The organism is Cupriavidus basilensis (assembly GCF_029335485.1).
Classification (GTDB): Bacteria; Pseudomonadota; Gammaproteobacteria; order Burkholderiales; family Burkholderiaceae; genus Cupriavidus; species Cupriavidus basilensis_E.
Genome location: NZ_JARJLM010000090.1, coordinates 17,866 through 33,367 on the forward strand (window position 1 = coordinate 17,866; position 15,502 = coordinate 33,367).

Annotated in this window: 15 protein-coding genes; 8 read left to right on the forward strand and 7 right to left on the reverse strand. The window is 65.9% G+C overall.

The window, feature by feature from the left end; all coding sequences use genetic code 11:
• Nucleotides 1-113 precede the first annotated feature (113 nt).
• On the reverse strand, nt 114-1,142 hold the full coding sequence (locus tag P3W85_RS05280; protein WP_276263994.1) for an L-idonate 5-dehydrogenase: 1,029 nt from the start codon (nt 1,140-1,142) through the stop codon (nt 114-116).
• Nucleotides 1,142-1,960 (reverse strand): FadR/GntR family transcriptional regulator, encoded by an 819-nt coding sequence (locus P3W85_RS05285; protein WP_346430242.1) that lies wholly within the window; start codon nt 1,958-1,960, stop codon nt 1,142-1,144. The genes P3W85_RS05280 and P3W85_RS05285 overlap by 1 nt, the downstream gene beginning before the upstream one ends.
• Nucleotides 1,961-2,284: 324 nt before the next feature.
• Here P3W85_RS05285 and P3W85_RS05290 point away from each other — a divergent pair, with 324 nt between their 5' ends.
• Nucleotides 2,285-2,467, forward strand: a complete 183-nt coding sequence (locus P3W85_RS05290) for a hypothetical protein (protein ID WP_006163669.1) — start codon at nt 2,285-2,287, stop codon at nt 2,465-2,467.
• Between the two features lie 44 nt (nt 2,468-2,511).
• Entirely contained in the window at nt 2,512-2,670 is a 159-nt protein-coding gene (locus P3W85_RS05295) for a hypothetical protein (protein WP_017225870.1), read from the forward strand.
• A gap of 104 nt (nt 2,671-2,774) precedes the next feature.
• On the opposite strand, the gene P3W85_RS05300 is transcribed toward P3W85_RS05295, so the two are convergent.
• Together P3W85_RS05300 and P3W85_RS05305 are read right to left on the reverse strand one after the other, a co-directional pair.
• Nucleotides 2,775-2,960 carry a rubredoxin gene (locus P3W85_RS05300; protein WP_017225869.1) on the reverse strand — a complete coding sequence of 62 codons (186 nt, stop codon included), beginning with the start codon at nt 2,958-2,960 and terminating at the stop codon, nt 2,775-2,777.
• Between the two features lie 164 nt (nt 2,961-3,124).
• Entirely contained in the window at nt 3,125-7,048 is a 3,924-nt protein-coding gene (locus tag P3W85_RS05305; protein WP_276263995.1) for a DUF748 domain-containing protein, read from the reverse strand.
• Between the two features lie 407 nt (nt 7,049-7,455).
• Here P3W85_RS05305 and P3W85_RS05310 point away from each other — a divergent pair, with 407 nt between their 5' ends.
• Nucleotides 7,456-8,763 carry an MFS transporter gene (locus P3W85_RS05310; RefSeq protein WP_017230126.1) on the forward strand — a complete coding sequence of 436 codons (1,308 nt, stop codon included), beginning with the start codon at nt 7,456-7,458 and terminating at the stop codon, nt 8,761-8,763.
• Between the two features lie 110 nt (nt 8,764-8,873).
• Here the strand turns inward: P3W85_RS05310 and P3W85_RS05315 are convergent, their stop codons facing one another.
• Nucleotides 8,874-10,043 (reverse strand): extracellular catalytic domain type 1 short-chain-length polyhydroxyalkanoate depolymerase, encoded by a 1,170-nt coding sequence (locus P3W85_RS05315; RefSeq protein ID WP_017230125.1) that lies wholly within the window; start codon nt 10,041-10,043, stop codon nt 8,874-8,876.
• Nucleotides 10,044-10,303: 260 nt separating this feature from the next.
• On the opposite strand from P3W85_RS05315, the gene P3W85_RS05320 reads away from it, so the two are divergent.
• The gene (locus P3W85_RS05320; protein WP_276263996.1) at nt 10,304-11,122 is read left to right on the forward strand and encodes a Crp/Fnr family transcriptional regulator; all 819 of its coding nucleotides are present in this window, start codon (nt 10,304-10,306) and stop codon (nt 11,120-11,122) included.
• A gap of 208 nt (nt 11,123-11,330) precedes the next feature.
• Entirely contained in the window at nt 11,331-11,777 is a 447-nt protein-coding gene (locus tag P3W85_RS05325; protein ID WP_276263997.1) for a hypothetical protein, read from the forward strand.
• A 41-nt stretch (nt 11,778-11,818) separates the two neighbouring features.
• Here P3W85_RS05325 and P3W85_RS05330 read toward each other — a convergent pair whose 3' ends face one another.
• Nucleotides 11,819-12,187, reverse strand: a complete 369-nt coding sequence (locus tag P3W85_RS05330) for a hypothetical protein (RefSeq protein WP_276263998.1) — start codon at nt 12,185-12,187, stop codon at nt 11,819-11,821.
• A 135-nt stretch (nt 12,188-12,322) separates the two neighbouring features.
• Entirely contained in the window at nt 12,323-12,805 is a 483-nt protein-coding gene (locus P3W85_RS05335; protein ID WP_276263999.1) for a transposase, read from the reverse strand.
• A gap of 203 nt (nt 12,806-13,008) precedes the next feature.
• Between P3W85_RS05335 and P3W85_RS05340 the strand changes: the two genes are divergently transcribed.
• The 3 genes from P3W85_RS05340 to P3W85_RS05350 all read left to right on the forward strand — a co-directional run bounded on the left by P3W85_RS05340 (nt 13,009) and on the right by P3W85_RS05350 (nt 15,486).
• Complete coding sequence (locus P3W85_RS05340; RefSeq protein WP_276264000.1) at nt 13,009-13,149, forward strand: hypothetical protein; 141 nt, start codon at nt 13,009-13,011, stop codon at nt 13,147-13,149.
• A gap of 369 nt (nt 13,150-13,518) precedes the next feature.
• Nucleotides 13,519-14,481, forward strand: a complete 963-nt coding sequence (locus P3W85_RS05345) for a LysR family transcriptional regulator (protein ID WP_276264001.1) — start codon at nt 13,519-13,521, stop codon at nt 14,479-14,481.
• Nucleotides 14,482-14,784: 303 nt separating this feature from the next.
• On the forward strand, nt 14,785-15,486 hold the full coding sequence (locus tag P3W85_RS05350; RefSeq protein WP_035816608.1) for a response regulator: 702 nt from the start codon (nt 14,785-14,787) through the stop codon (nt 15,484-15,486).
• The last annotated feature ends 16 nt before the right edge of the window (nt 15,487-15,502 follow it).

Genomic DNA, 15,502 nt, shown 5'->3' on the forward strand with positions numbered 1-15,502 from the left:
GCGATGATTGCAGTCGCGGGGAAAATGGCTTCATCCTTCGTCTCCTCTTGTTGTCGTGAGCCTGGCGCTCTCTTGCGGATGCGCTCCGGCGGCCGTGATGCCGGTCCATGCGTCTATGCTGCGGTGAGCTGCACCTTGGTGCTGCGGGTCTTGTCGGCGGCCAGCCTGAACGCTTCCGCTGCCTGCGCCAGCGGCAACTGCGCCGACAGCAGCGGGCGCACATCGAGCCGGCGTTGCGCGAGATAGCGCACAGCCCAGTCGAACTCGCCTGCGAAGCGGAAGGCGCCGACATACTCCAGTTCGCGCGCCATGATGCTGTTGGCGGGAAAATGCAGCCCCTGCGCCGGCAACGTGCCGATCTGCACGATGCGCCCGCCGCGCCGGGCCGCCTGCAGGCAGGTCTCCAGCGCGGCGGCGCTGCCGGCCGCTTCCAGACAGATGTCGGCGAGATCCGCCACGGCCTGCGGCGCCACCCGGTCGGTGCGGATGGCCTGGTGGGCCCCCGCCCGCAGCGCCACTTCGAGCGGGCGGTCCGCGATATCGCAGACGATGACATGCGCCGCGCCGGCCAGCCGTGCGGCCATCACCGCCAGGCTGCCGATGGTGCCGCCACCGGTGACCAGCACCGTCCTGCCCATCAGCTCGCCGGCGCGGCGCACGCCGTGCAGCGCTACCGAGAGCGGTTCGGCAAAGGCCAGCTCGCCCAGCGAGATATCCGTGTCCACCGGCGTGAGTTGCCGCTCGTGCATCAGGAAGTGCTCGCGGAACATGCCCTGCACATGGGGATAGACGCTGGCGCTGCCGAGAAAGCGCATGTTGCGGCAAAGGTTGTCGCGCCCGGCCCGGCAGTAGGCGCACGCGCCGCAGGCATGCGAGGGATTGATCGCCACCTTGTTGCCGGGAACGACGCGCGTGACCGCGCTGCCCACGCGGGTCACGATGCCGGCGGCTTCATGGCCCGGTGTCAGCGGTTCACGGATCACGAAGGCGCCTACCTTGCCGTGGAAGTAATAGTGCAGGTCGGAGCCGCAGATGCCAGCCGCGCCGAGACGCACTTCGACTTCGTTCGGGCCGGGATCGGTTGGATCGACCTGCGAGAAGCGCAGGTCTTCGCCCGCATGGATATGGCACACAAGAGACATCAAGACTCCTCGGCGAGCTTGCGCGGCTTGCGGCGCGCGATGGCAGGCGCCGCCGGCGGCGCGGCGCCAGCGTCGGCTGTTCCGGGCATGGCCGCGCTGGCTGGCCACGCTGCGTAAAAACGTCCGTGCGATGCTTCCAGGTGCCGGCACATCGCCTCGCGCGCGGCCTCCGGCGAGCCCGAGGCAATGGCCGCCACCACCGCGCGGTGCTCGGCGATGGCGGCGTGCCAGCTGGTCTCGTTCTCGAAATGGCTGCCGAAACGGGCGAAGAGCGGGTTATGGCGTTCGTCGAACAGCTCGGCAACCAGGCGCTGCAGCACCGCATTGCCCGACACCTCGGTAATGCGCAGATGGAACAGGCGGTCGCCCCGGACCGGGATCTGGCCGGCGCCGGCTTCCGCTTCCATCATGGCGATCGCCTCCGCCAGCGCGGCCAGCAAGGCCGGCGTGGCATGCCGCGCGGCATTGGCCGCCATCTCGCCCTCGATGGTCTGCCGGGCGCGGATGACATCCAGCGGCGGCGGCGCCATCACGCTGGCCGCGCGGGCCCGCTCCGGCGGACAGGCATAGATGCCCGACCCCATCCGCACCTCGACCAGCCCCTCCACCTCCAGCGCGATCAGCGCTTCGCGCACCGACGGGCGCGACACCCCGAGCTGCACCGCAAGGTCGCGCTCCGGCGGCAGGCGCGAGCCCACCGGGAACTCGCCGTTCTCGATCAGCCGGCGCAACTGGTCGGCAATCTGGCGGTACAGCCGGCGGGGTTCGATCTGCTGCAGGGGCATGTCGGTGCGCGGTCCCGGAGAGCGTTCAGGCATAGAGGTAAAGTGGCCTGACCAATTTCTAGGAAGTTTTTACGCCACCTACAAGGGAAATTTATGGAGCGGCGCAGCAAGCGGAGCTCGGGAAGTGCCCGGATCGCCCCTGCGCGGGCGAGCATGCCGCCTTGGGGAGCGGCCGGAGCAGCCGCAGCAAAATCTTCCACGCAGGCAGCGTACGTCGTTTCGGCGCGGAAGGCGCGGACGGTGCGGAAGGCGCAGGACTAGGAAAACGCTTACGGGACAACCCCGATGTCATTCATCCTTGGCCTCTCTGCGACACTTTCTATACTGAAAGCACAAGCTGAAAGACAGGAGACGGCAATGCTGCACTTCACGTCGCATGATCTTGTGTTCCTGATTCCGATGGCGCTGGTGGGCATGATTGCCTTCGGCGGGATCCCCTTCACCGCACGTGCCCTGCGCATCAGTTGCCGCGCGGCGGGTGCGATATTCGGGGCGCTGCTGGCGGTGGCCTTGCTGGAGGCGCTGCCCTTGCTGATCTGAACGCTTCGAGCGTTCCCGGCTTGCTTGTGGGAGAGGAGGCCGCTATGACACTGGGCATGTTGGCCGTCGTGATGGCGGCCCTGCTGCTGGTCACTATCGTGACCGCGATCTGGCGTTGTAGCCATCCCTACCGCATGCGTTATCGCCGCTGCGCCGAGCAGCGCAGGCGCGCGGGAATCTGCCGGCAGATGCAGCGCCACTGAGCGCGGCTGCCTGGCCGAGGGCGCCAGCGCGCGATCTCGTGCTTACCCTGCCCGGACGGGTACTGGCAGGCGGACATGCGCCGGAATCAGATTCTGAATCGGACTCAGATTTCGATCATCGCGAACTCACCCTTGCCCACGTCGCATTCGGGGCAACGCCAGTCTTCCGGGATGTCCTCCCAGCGCGTGCCGGGGGCGATGCCATCTTCCGGCCAGCCCTGTTCTTCGTCGTAGACCCATCCGCAAATCACGCAAACCCAGGTCTTGTAGGCAACGGCTTCCTGCTGCAAAACGCACTCCTGTATCGATTCCGGGCGAAATCATACAAGCTTTTTGACCGGCGCACCGGCATGGGCACTGGGGCACTGGGGCACTGGGGCATTGAAGCGGAAGCGGAAGCGGGAGCGGCACCGCAAACCGCGCCGCGCCCTCCCCCGTCAATCCCGCCGCGTGCTCACTGCCGGATCGTGAAGTCCACCCGGTTGGGCGCACCCTTGTCCTTGATGCCTTCGGCGCTGAGCTTCGGCGCGGTCAGGAACAGGCGGCTCTCCGGCACCTTGGCGTCGCGCTCCAGCGCCTGCTTCACGGCCAGCGCGCGCTGCTCGGCCAGTTGCCTGAGTTCCACATCGGTGACCGGCGCGTTCTCCAGCAGGAGCGTTTCCATTTCCTTGGTCGGCAGGGACTTGGACAGCCCGATCATATTGCGCGGTTTCTTGAACGATGCGCGCTTGTAGACCGTTTCCAGGTATTTCGGATACTCCTGCGGCGACACCGTCACCTTGGCGCCCTGTTCGCCCTCCTCGCTTTCCTCGGCCACGGCACCCTGGCGGGCGCTGGTGCGTAGTTCACGCGCCTTCTGCTCGGCCACGCGCGCGTCAAGCCAGGCCCGGCGCGCGCCGGCGTTGTCGGTGGCGGGATCGATGCGGCCGCTGATTTCCAGCCGCAGCGCCGGACGGTCGGCCAGCGCCTTGCCCAGCGTGGCGATCTTCTGCGCAGCCGCCGGCGTGAGCGTGGCCGTGCCGGGCGCAAACTCCACATAGCCCAGTTCGTCGCCGCCGCCAAAGGCCGAGGCGATCAGGGAGAACGGCGAGGTGATGGCCTTGGTCAGCAGGTTGACGATAACCCGCACGATCACGCCACCGATGCTGAACTCCGGATCCGACAGCGAGCCCGCTACCGGCAGGTTGATGTCGATCACGCCATTGCGATCCTTCAGCAGCGAGACCGCCAGCAGCACCGGCAGCTTGGTCGCGGTCGGGCTGTCGACCTTGTCGCCGAAAGTGAGCTGGTCCAGGTAGAGGTGGTTGCGCGCGTCCAGCTTGCCGTTTTCGATCTTGTACGCCACATCGACCGTGAGCTTGCCCTTGGTGATCGGGTAGCCGGCGTACTTGGCCGCGTAAGGCGTCAGCCGGGTCAGTTCCACGCCGGCGGCCTTGGCCGCGATATCGAGGTAAAGCTGGTCGGCCAGCGGGTTGAGCTTGCCGTCGATATTGACCGGTGCGTCGTCATCGATACGCCCCGCCAGGGTGAGGTCGGCCGGCGTCGGGTCCAACGACGAGACCTTGGAGACCGATCCCTTCATATCGGTCAGGTTGGCGGTGTAGTTCGGCTTGACGAAGAAATCCGAGAAATTGATGTTGCCCTTTTCCACCGTCACGCCACCGATGCGGATCTGCGGCTTCGCCGCGGCCGTGGCCACGGTTGCCGCAGGTGCCGCGGGTGCGGCGGGCGCTGCAGCAGGCGCGCTGGCGGCCGGCACCGGGTTGGCCTGGGTCAGGCTGGTGTTGGGCGCGGCTTCGCCTTTGGCGGCGCCGCCAGCCATCACATCCTGCAGGTTGAGGCGGCCGTTGGCATTCAGGATCACCCGTGCGTAGAAGTCCGACAGCGCGACGCTGCCCACGCCGACCTTCATCGGCCCCTTGGCCTCGTCCATGACGAAATCGATGCCGTTGACGGCCAGCGAGCGCCAGCGCAGGAAATCGTCGCCGGTCAGGCGGTCGACGCTGCGCACATTGCCGAACTGCGCGTTGCCGGCAAAGCGCGCGGCAATCGGCTTGCCGGACGGTGCATCGACGCCCAGGCGCCCCTTCACGGTGGCGGTGCCGCCACGCAGCGCGGCATTGAAACGGTCGGCCAGGTAAGGCTGCAGCGGCGCCAGGTCGAACTCGCGCAGATCCACTTGCAGCTGCGCCGCGGGCGCGGTGGGCAGCACCGTGCCGTCGATCGCCAGCGAGCCGCGCCGTCCCGATTCGGCCTTGAACTTGAGCGGAATGGCCCCTGCCGCCATCGGCCACTGGAGCGGGCCGGTGCCAAGGCCGACATTGCGGAATTGATGGATCACCGGCCGGTCGCGGTTGGCGTCCGAGGGCGCGTAGTCGGTCAGGCGCAGGCTACCGCCATCCAGCGAGAACTTGCCAAGCTGCGCCTTCCAGGGCACGGGCCTGGCCGCGGCGGCACTCTGCGGCTGCTTGGCCTTGGCCTGCATGGTGGAGGCGCGCTGGACTGCCTTCTGCCCGGACTGCTCGGCCCACAGTCGCGCGGCCTCCAGCACCTGGCCCTTGCGGTCGCGCGTGAGCGCGATCTGCGGCTTGGCTATCGCCAGCTGGCCGGCCTGGAATGTGTGCGCGCCAAGGTCGAAGGCGATGTCTTCGAGCGCCACCCGCTCGGCGCTTACCGCCGGCAGGTTGGCGTTATCGCTGTCGTCGCTGGCACGCCGTGCGCCGCGCCTGCGGGCGTTGTCAGTCGTGGCGGTGGCTTGCGGCACCGTCACCGGCTCGCGCGTGGCCACATAGAGCGGCGCCAGTTCCACGCGGGACTTGTCCAGCAAGAAAGCAAAATCCGGTCCGCCCCACGCCATCTTGTAATGCAGCTCGGCGTTGAGCGCGGTGTCGCCGAGCCGGGTGTGCAGTTCCGCCGGCCACCAGGCGGCGAAAGCCTGCGGCTTCACGCCGCTGGCCTGCAAGGTACCGTCCATGGTGCCGCGATGCAGCGTCAGTTCGCCTTCATGGCTGAGGGTCTGCCCTTCACCCAGCCCCAGCTTGGCCTGCACCTTGGCAGGCTTGTCGCTATCGCCGGACAGGCCAGTCACCTCGGCATCAAGGGGACCCAGCGCCAGCGTGCCGGGGCCCGACGTGGCGAGTTCGTCGCGCAGACCCAGGCTGGCCTGCTTGACGGTAATCCGGTCCACCGCATAGCGCCAGGGCAACGCCGCCGGCGCGGCAACGCCGCCGGCGGCCGGCGCCGAGGCCGGAGCCGCCTTGGCCACGGCAGGCGACGACGCCGGTGCCACGGGTGCTGGCGCCACGGCCGGTTTCTCCGCCTTGGCTGCCTGCGGCAGGAAGGCCTGGGCCAGGTTCAGCGAGCCATCGGCGCGGCGCACGGCCTGGACTGCCAGGCCATCCACGGCGAAGCTGCGCAGATGGACCATGCGACCCAGCGGCTCGATGCGTGCGATGTCCACCGCCACCCGGCCCGCTTTCACCAGCGGCGAGCCATCATGCTTGCGGATATCGGCATCGCGCAGCGCCGCCGTGCCTGTCAGAAACACGTCCTGCTTGTCTTTCTGCTGGATGAATCCCAGCGTGAGCCGCGTATCGAGCAGGCCGCCCTTGATCTGCGCATCCTGGAGCGTCGGCGCGAACGGCATATAGCGCGCCAGTTCCAGCCCGTCGAGGTTGATATTGAGGTGCGTCTCGCGCGAAGCGGCGAACGGCAGCATCGTGCCGTCAAGGGCGACCGCGGAGCCGTTGACGTTCGCGCTCACCGTCGGCCGGGTCACGATCTCGACGTCGTGCGGCAGGTTGGACAGGAAGGGCAGCGTGATGGTCAGGTTGTCCACGCGCTGCGTCTGCTTGAGCAGCTTGTCGTCGAACACAACGGTGCCGCCGGTCAGCGCGATATTGTTGACCGAGAAGCGCGCGGGTTCGGATTTGGGCGCCGCGGGCTTTGCCGCGAAGCGCTCTTCGATGTCGGCGTAGTTCATGCGCCCGCTGGCGTCGCGCGCCAGGCGCAGCGAGGGCCGGTCGATATGTACGGCATCCACCACCGGCGCCATATGCCACAGCGAGGCGATGGCGCCGTCGATCTTGGCCTCGCCCAGCGTCAGCATGGGCGTGGTGCCGTCGGGCTCGTAGATCGTGACGTCGGTCACGTCGACCGCCAGCGAGAAAGGATGCACCTCGGCGCCGCCGAAGGTGACCTTCCGCCCCAGTGCCTCGCTGGCCTGCTTGGCCACGAAGGACTTGATCAGCGGAGGCCCGCCAAAATAGCCAGCCAGGCCGAACACCGCCAGCGCGGCCACGATGCCGCCGGCCACGCGCAGGCCTGCCCTACGGCGCGGTGTGGCGGTTGCCGCCTGCATGGAGAACTTGATTGCCATGTGATCCCAGAAAATTCAACCCCATTACCCGTTTCCGCATTGCATATCCGCCAGCAACGCGCATGCACGATGGCATTCCACGCTGCGTTGCCGGCGAATTGCCCACTTTGTGGCCCGGATTTCACTTTTTACACACATTATGGCAACGCTTCGTGGCAAAGCAAAGGTATTCAAATGAAACCAAAGGTGAATTCATCGCGGACTAAACATGGTTTGAAGCCGGATGACGACAGCCGCTTCGCCGCCGATCTGGTATCTTCTCGCCTTTGCGAAGCGTCTCGTCGCATGCCAGCGGCTTATCCGCCACTTAGTGCCTGCTTCTCCCGCGCTGTACCTTCCGGCCAGAACCCTCCACGTCAACCGTGTTGCGCGCTTCGCATGCGATCTTTTTCCATGCGAGTCTCCTCATGTCCACCATCAGCAGTACCGCCGGAGCAGATAGCGCGCTTACGCAAGCTCGCCCCCTGACCGGACAGGATTACAAAACGCTTGCCCTTGCCGCTCTCGGGGGCGCGCTCGAATTCTACGATTTCATTATTTTTGTCTTCTTCGCCACCGTCATCGGGCAATTGTTCTTCCCGCCATCGGTGCCGGACTGGCTGCGCCAGCTGCAGACCTTCGGCATTTTTGCCGCCGGCTACCTGGCGCGCCCGCTGGGCGGCATCATCATGGCCCACTTCGGCGACCTGCTTGGCCGCAAGAAGATGTTCACGCTGTCGATCCTGCTGATGTCGGTGCCCACGCTGCTGATGGGCCTGCTGCCGACCTACCATGCGATCGGCCTGCTGGCGCCGGTGGCGCTGCTGCTGCTACGCGTGATGCAAGGCGCCGCCGTGGGCGGCGAAGTGCCCGGCGCCTGGGTGTTCGTGTCCGAGCACGTGCCGGCACGGCGCACCGGCTACGCCTGCGGCACGCTGACCGCGGGCCTGACCGCCGGCATCCTGCTGGGCTCGCTGGTGGCCACCGGCATCAATACCATCTTCACCCCGGCAGAGCTGGTGGACTGGGGATGGCGCGTACCCTTCCTGCTGGGCGGCGTGTTCGGCATCGGCTCGATGTACCTGCGCCGCTGGCTGCATGAAACCCCGGTGTTCGCCGAACTGCAGAAGCGCAAGGCGCTGGCCGCGGAGATGCCGCTCAAGGCTGTGGTGCGCGATCACCGCGGCGCGGTGGCGGTGTCGATGCTGCTGACCTGGATGCTGTCAGCCGGCATCGTGGTGGTGATCCTGATGACCCCTACCTTCCTGCAGAAGATCTACGGCTTCGATGCGCGTACCGCACTGGTGGCCAATAGCGTGGCCACGCTTTGCCTGACCATCGGCTGCGTGGTCGCCGGACTGATGGCCGACAAGGTCGGCCCGAGAGTCACCCTGTTCGGTGGCGGCCTGCTGCTGGCGATCAGCTCCTATATCTTCTACAGCACCATCCACACCCGCCCGGACCTGCTGATGCCGCTGTATGCGCTGGCCGGCTTTTTCGTGGGCACCATCGGCGCGGTGCCGTACGTGCTGGTGAAAGCGTTTCCGGCCCAGGTGCGCTTCTCGGGGCTGTCGTTCTCTTACAACCTGTCGTACGCGATTTTTGGCGGCCTGACCCCGATGATCGTCACGCTGATGCTCAAGAACGAGCCCCTCGCCCCCGCTTATTATGTAGTGGCACTGTGCCTGCTGGGCATGGTGACGGCGCTGTTCGTCAAGGACCGCTCGCTCGCCTGAGTCAGCGGCTTACGGCCGGCGCCTGCCAAGAACAGGATGCCGGTACGGAAAAAGGGAGGGCCGCAACTGCGGCCCTCCCTTTTTGCGTCCGGCACTGGCCGGGCTGGCGTCTAGCGCCGATGTTGCCTGAAGAACTCCCACATCAGCGCACTGGCATCCGGGCCGATCGGCGCGTGATAGGCGTAATCGCCATCGCCGCCGCTCCAGGCATGGTCCAGGCCGGCAACCTCGCATAATTCGACCAGTTCCCGGTTCCAGGTACCAAAGCTGGCTTCCAGGTAGTCGCCTGCAGGCAGGCTCGGGGTGGCCTCATGGCCATTGGCGGCTTCCGTCGCCTCCGCCCCCTGAACCTCTCCTTCATCCCCGGCTACGGCGCAAGCACCGGCGAGGTGCCGCGCCGCGCCGCTGCTCATCCGTTCGTCGAGCCGGTCCGTCATGCCGTTATACGCCAGGAACTGGCGTGCCAGCAGGCGCGCATTGACCGGATGCACAGCCTCGTCGGCCATGCCGTGGAGCACGATGGCCGGCATCTTCGGCCCGCCCGGCGAGACGCCCGCGGCATCCAGCAGCAAGGCGGGGGCGACCGTAGTGCCATGCTGCATGGCGCGCAAGGCATCGCTGGGGGTGCACGCCGCGCCAATCACGACGCCGGAATGCAGGCCGACCGCGGCAACCTTCTCCGGATAGCGCAAAGCCACCACCGCCGCCATGCTGGCGCCGGCGGACAATCCCGCCAGGTACACCTGGTCGGCCCGGACATCCCGCCGCGCTGCCAGCGCATCGATCAGCACGGCCAGCGCCTGCGCCTCGCGCCCGCCTTCCGCGGCGCCGAGGTCGAACCATTGCCAGCAGCGCTGCATCTGGCGCCGCAACGGTTGCTGCGGATAAGCCACCATGAAGCCCTCGCGCTCGGCGAGGGCGTTCATCCGGGTGCCCGCGGCCAGGTCCTCCGGCTTCTGCCGGCAGCCGTGCAGCATCACCACCAGCGGCATGGGCCTTTTGGGCGCGCGCGCCGGCACATACAGCCAGTAGGACAAGCGGGGGACCAGTTCGCCGGGCAGCGGTGCCAGGCGGTGATGGTGGGATGCCCATTCGCCCGGCAACGGCTGGCGCGATGGCAGCGGCGGCGACGCCGGTGAGCGGGCTCGCAGGCGGGGGACTGCGGGGTTGAGGGTAGCGATACGGTTAATCCACGTTTGAAGTTGGCGCGCGGTCTGGGGCTGCACCCGGCTGAGCTGCCGGAGTTGCGCATGCCAGTCCGCCGAAAGGCTTTTGGCCATGAAGACTCCTGCCGTCTACATTGTTGCGATGCAGCATAACACACCCTCCGACGGGGGGATGGTGTCGTTTTCCCGTCACACGCAGCGAAAACCAGGCAATAGTGAAGAGAGCGCCGCCTGACAGCATTCCCGCCGGAATCGCCGCTGGCGAAGAAATTCTTTAAGGCAGCTCATCAAAGAATGCAGATCACTAAAAGTTAGGTGCAGATAGGGGCCGGTTATACTGCCGTCGCGTGTATCGCAGGCAACTGGAGAATGTCATGACCACGCCCCAGGCAGATAAGCCAAGCTGCTCGCTGTGTCTCTTCCAGCGGATCTGCCGTAACGCCGGCGCCACACCGGCCCTGGATTCGCCTGAACGCAGCCTGAGTCCGGCCAGCATGCTGTGGCGCGCGGGCGAAACCGTGCACCGTCAGGGACGGCCCGTGCTGGCCGTATTTCCCGTGCATGACGGCAGCGCGAAATCCGTCTTCGAATCGCCGCTGGGATGGCGCCAGGTGACCGCCTTTGCGCACCCGGGCGACGTGCTGGGCCTGGAGGACCATGACAGCCAGGCCCACTGCACCAGCGCGGTGGCCATGCAGGACACACGCTGCTGCGTGGTGCCGATCGAGGCCGTGCGCGCGCACCTGCTGCGCGCCGAGTACAGGGAACCGATGCTACGCACGCTACGCCGCAATACCGAGCGCGAGCGCACCCTGCTGGTTGCGATCGGCTCGATGAAAGCAGCCCAGCGGCTTGCCATGCTGCTGCTCGACCTGGCCAGCGAGCAGCGTCGCCGCGGCAATTCAGGGGCGGCGCTGACGCTGGCGATGTCGCGCAACGATATCGCCAGCTACCTTGGCCTGACCCTGGAAACCGTGTCCCGGCTGCTTGCGCGCTTTGCATCGGTTGGGCTGATCACGATACGGCAGCGGCAATTGCACATCGTCGATCCGGCTGGACTGAGCGCGGTCTATGAAGATCCGGAGCGGGTGCCGATCCGCCCGCCCGCGGCCGAACCCGACAGCTCGCCGGCGATCGCGCCATCCAAGCCACTACCCTTGCGCCCCGGCACGGCAGGCCCCGCTCTGGCGTAGGACGGACACGGACAGCACCTCCCTGCAAACGCGGCTATGTTCGGGCTATGCCGCAACACGCGACGGGGAAAAGGAACACCTCGCCGGTCCCGGGCTGGCAGCCGACATTGTTTCCGGTATCAAAATGCGGAACTCCCCTTTCGCGGCATGCGCCCGCCTGGCGCTTCTCGCCTGCCTGATGGCTGCCGGGCTAATACCGGCAGTCGCCGTGCAAACCAGTCCAGCCGTTTCGTTATCGACGCTGGCAAGACTGCTGCTTGGCACGGTGCAGGGGAAAAGCACGGGCATGAGCGGCGTCACGCGGCTGACCGGCGGGGGCAGTACCGCAGATGCCGAGCTCAAGGCGGCATGCCTGGAACTGACGAGGGCGGGACCGTTCGCGCTGGATGGCGCGACGCGCCTGGAGGGCTGCAGCGTGGCACCGGGCAAACGCGTGGTGTTTCGCCTTAGCCTGGCCGGCGTGGATGCCACGCGGGAGGGCACGGTCGCCTTCATGGCCAGCGCTCGCCCCATACTGGAGCGGGGCATCTGCCGCAACCCCGATGTACCGGTGCTGGGCCGGCTCGGCGTCACACTCAACTATCGCTACATGGGAATCGGCGAACTGCCGGTGGGCGAAGTCACCATTGCGCCGAACCGCTGCGAGGCGAAGTAAGACCTATCCGGAACCGGCGTCGCGGCCTGCCTTGCGGCGCCTCAGCGTTTTTGCTGGGCACACTCCTGGCGATACGCCTCATTGAGTTGCTTGCGATCCGCCTGCCGCTCCAGCATCGGGTGGGAACCGCCGTCGGGGGTTGTCACGCTGGATTTGCTGGCAGACCATTGCGGCCCGGACGGCAGCGCATTGATCTTGTCGAGCAATGCCTGGCAATGGGTGCGCTGCGCCGGGGTAAGGGTGCCGTCCGCCGCCGGGCCGGCATTGTCGGTGGCCGGGTCCAGCAGGATCCGGGGCGGCGGCGGGGCGACCATCGGCGCGGGGACTTCCAGTTCGGCGGCGCGGCCAGCCTGGCCCGCCAGCAAGCCAAAGCCCAGGACGACAGCCATGGCGATCGAAGCCCGTTTCATTTCAGTTCTCCAAAGCGGAGGGGCAAACGCCCCGGACAGTATTCCAGTGGTCGCCTTGCCGATAGATACCGAAAGACACGCGTGTTTCCGATGTTCCTCCCCGGAGGCCGGCAAAATCGGGACTGAACCCCGGACTTAGCTTCGTTCCTTGCCGTTGCCGGCACGACCATTGCCATTGCGCATCGACTCAAGCTTGAGCAGCGCATCCGCAAGCATACTCTTAAGTCGCGTGTTTTCCTCCTGCAGGTCGCGCAGCTTGCGGCCGTCGCGCCCCTCGCTCCCCGCGGCCTTGCCGTACTTGATGCGCCAGCCGTAGAAAGACGCATCGCTGAATCCATAGCGCGCGCATAGCTCGCGAACCGGCACGCCGGCAGCGCCCTCCGCCAGGTATGCGCGGATCTGTTCCTCCGAAAAACGTCTGTTCACCGCCAGCCTCCGCTCGCAAAAGCCACTCGCGCCGTTGCGCGTGCATGGCCCGTTTCCCCCTGCCGGCAAAGTTACCACCAGTGCCGCAAAAGGCAATTCAGTGTGTTCAAGCCGAGAGTTAAGCAATTTTTCGTGGCGCCGGTCGCGGACTCCGGCGTGGATGTGCCGAGACAAGCCTGGCGGCTTTTCCATGGCGCATCGGGAGGCAATACAACGATTTCAAACTGTGAGCTAAACCATTTTTAATTCTAGTTCCGGAAAAATCCAAACTGGAAAATCCGCTACTGAAAAGCACCATCGTATCCGCGCGGGTATTTCATCCTCCCTTGATTCCCGCGCTGGTTCTGATAGATGAAAAATGGCCCACTCCTGCCATGACAGGGCAATGAAACGCCTTGAAATTCCCGGGCAGCCCCGCCGGCACGGCAAGTCATGTTTCGCAAGGCACGTCGCTTAATGTCTTCATGTTCGAACAAAAAGAACTTTTAGGCACGGATTTAGAGGATGGCATTGGGGCGGTGTACTGGCAAGATTGAAAATTCTGTATTAACCTTGCCTGGCATTAACTAAATTTCGATCGTCGGCAACCGAGCCTCGCGCCTCGGGCAAGACCGGCGACGAGACGCGCAACGCGAAGCCGGCCGGCTATGGATTTTGTCAGCGCTGCCGTCCAAATTCCGGGCCACAGTAAAGAGGAAATGCTTTGTCATGTCCCCATTTGCGCTGGGATATTTTCAAGATTGCCGCGCCTTGCCGCTGTGCCGGGCCCGTGCCCGCCGCCGTCTTTTCAGGCCCACCACCAATTTCGCGGTATGGCGCGGCGCCTGACCGGATAGCCCCCTGCCCGGCACGGGTGGTAGCCGGAAGAAAACAAAAAAACAAGTCTCAAATCGGGAGAAGTTGCCATGCGGCACGTCAGCACCAAGCTCTTGCACGTCTTCGTCTTGTTGATGGAATACCGGGATCTCGGCGCCGTCGCGGCCTGCACGCAGGGCCGGATTCCAACCATTGCCTACAGCCTGGCGCGCCTGCGCGAGATCACCGGCGACCCGCTGTTCATCAAGCGCAACGGAACGCTCGAGCCAACCGCGCACGCTCTCAGGCTGGAGCAGACTGCCCGCCAGATCCTTTCGAAATGGGCTCACCTGGTGCGCCCCGTTACCGCGACGGCCGAAGCCGCGACGCCCCATCGCCGTATCGCCATCGGCTTTTCACCGTCGATCGGAGATCCTGTCATCACGGAAATCCTCACGACCCTGTGCGAGCGCTTTCCCGATGACCGCTTCATGACCCGCCCCGTCTTTGCCGACGCGGCACTGGCCGCGCAACTAGATAGCGGAGAGCTGGATTGTGCTTTTGTGGCCGACAGCCACTATGTGCCCGAGCAGGTGGCGCAGCACAATATCCTGGCAACGCCGCGCCGCCTGGTTACCGCCATCCGGCACGGCAGCTACGACAATGCGCAGGACCCGCACGAGTGGATCCTGCTGCAGGAAGACACCGAACCCGGCAGCCCGCTACAGGGTTTCCTGAACCGGCTGGCGCACGATCCCGCTTACCGGGAAACCGTGGTGCCCTCCTGGCACACGCAGGTTGCGTTACTGCTTGCGGCAGGCGGCGTTTGCCCGCTGCTGGACTTCAACGTACCGCTGGTCACTCGCCATCACAGGATACATCTGCTGACACCGCCGGGCGGTTTCCCCGAATGGGCCGCCTTGCACTTCTGGACGCCGGTCCGCGCCAACGCCGGCAAGGCCCTGCGCGGCATCATGGAGATCGGGACCAGCATCCTGCGCAATCCGGTCAACGCCATCGATCACCGCCGCCAGGCCCTGAAACAGGAACAGCGCACCGCCTACGCTGCCTGACCGGCACGCGCTGCACGGCAACACCTCTGCCCGCGGGCTGCCGGATATGCCAGCCCACGCCGACGCCCATCCAAATTGAGAATAGTCTCAGACCGAATGCCGGAATCGGCGCTTATTCTCCATAGGCACCTTCCGCTTCTCGTTCGTCCGAGCAAGGCATGCGGCAGAAGGTGCTTTGTTCCTGTGCTGTTCGCGCCGCGCGACCTTGGCCGTGCGGCGCGTTTTTGCCAGCCATTCAACCTTGCGACAGGGATGTATGGCCCAAGGGATCGGGCATCCCTGCGCTCGCGCGCGAGCACTGCTATGTCATTGAGAATCCTCCTCGCCGACGATCATCCTGCCATCACGCTGGCGGTCAGGAGCCAGTTGCGAGGCCAGACCGGCTGGGAGATCTGCGCGGATGTCCGGAATTCCGCCGAACTGTTGCAGGCGGCACGCGCATTCCGCCCCGACATCGTCGTTACCGACTACCACATGCCATGCGGCACCGCGAGCGACGGCATCCGCCTGCTTGCCAACCTGCGGCGGCACCACCCGGCACTGGGCGTGGTGGTGCTGACCATGATCACCAATCCGCTGGTCCTGCGCGCCATCCTGAACGCCGGCGCCCATGGCCTGCTGCTCAAGGACTCGCAACTGGATGAACTCGTTACCGCCATTGTCCGCGTGGAGCGCGGGCTGCGTTTCGTGGGTGAATCGGCCGCGCGCGTGCTGGACCAGTCCGGCGCCCATTACGCCCCAGGGCGCGCCGGTGCGATCGGACTGTCGGTGCGCGAGTCCGAGGTATTGCGCCTGTACCTCAGCGGCAACTCGGTCACGGCGATAGCCGGGCAGCTCTGCCGCAGCATAAAGACCATCAGCCGCCAGAAGAACAGCGCCATGCGCAAGCTGGGGGTCAGCAACGAGCGCGAACTGTTCGACTTCGCCGCACACCAGGGATTGGTGCTGCCGCGGCGCGACGCCCCCCTGGCAAGCGCATACGGCAGCCCGTCCGAGTGGCTATAATCGCTGCGCCGCGGCG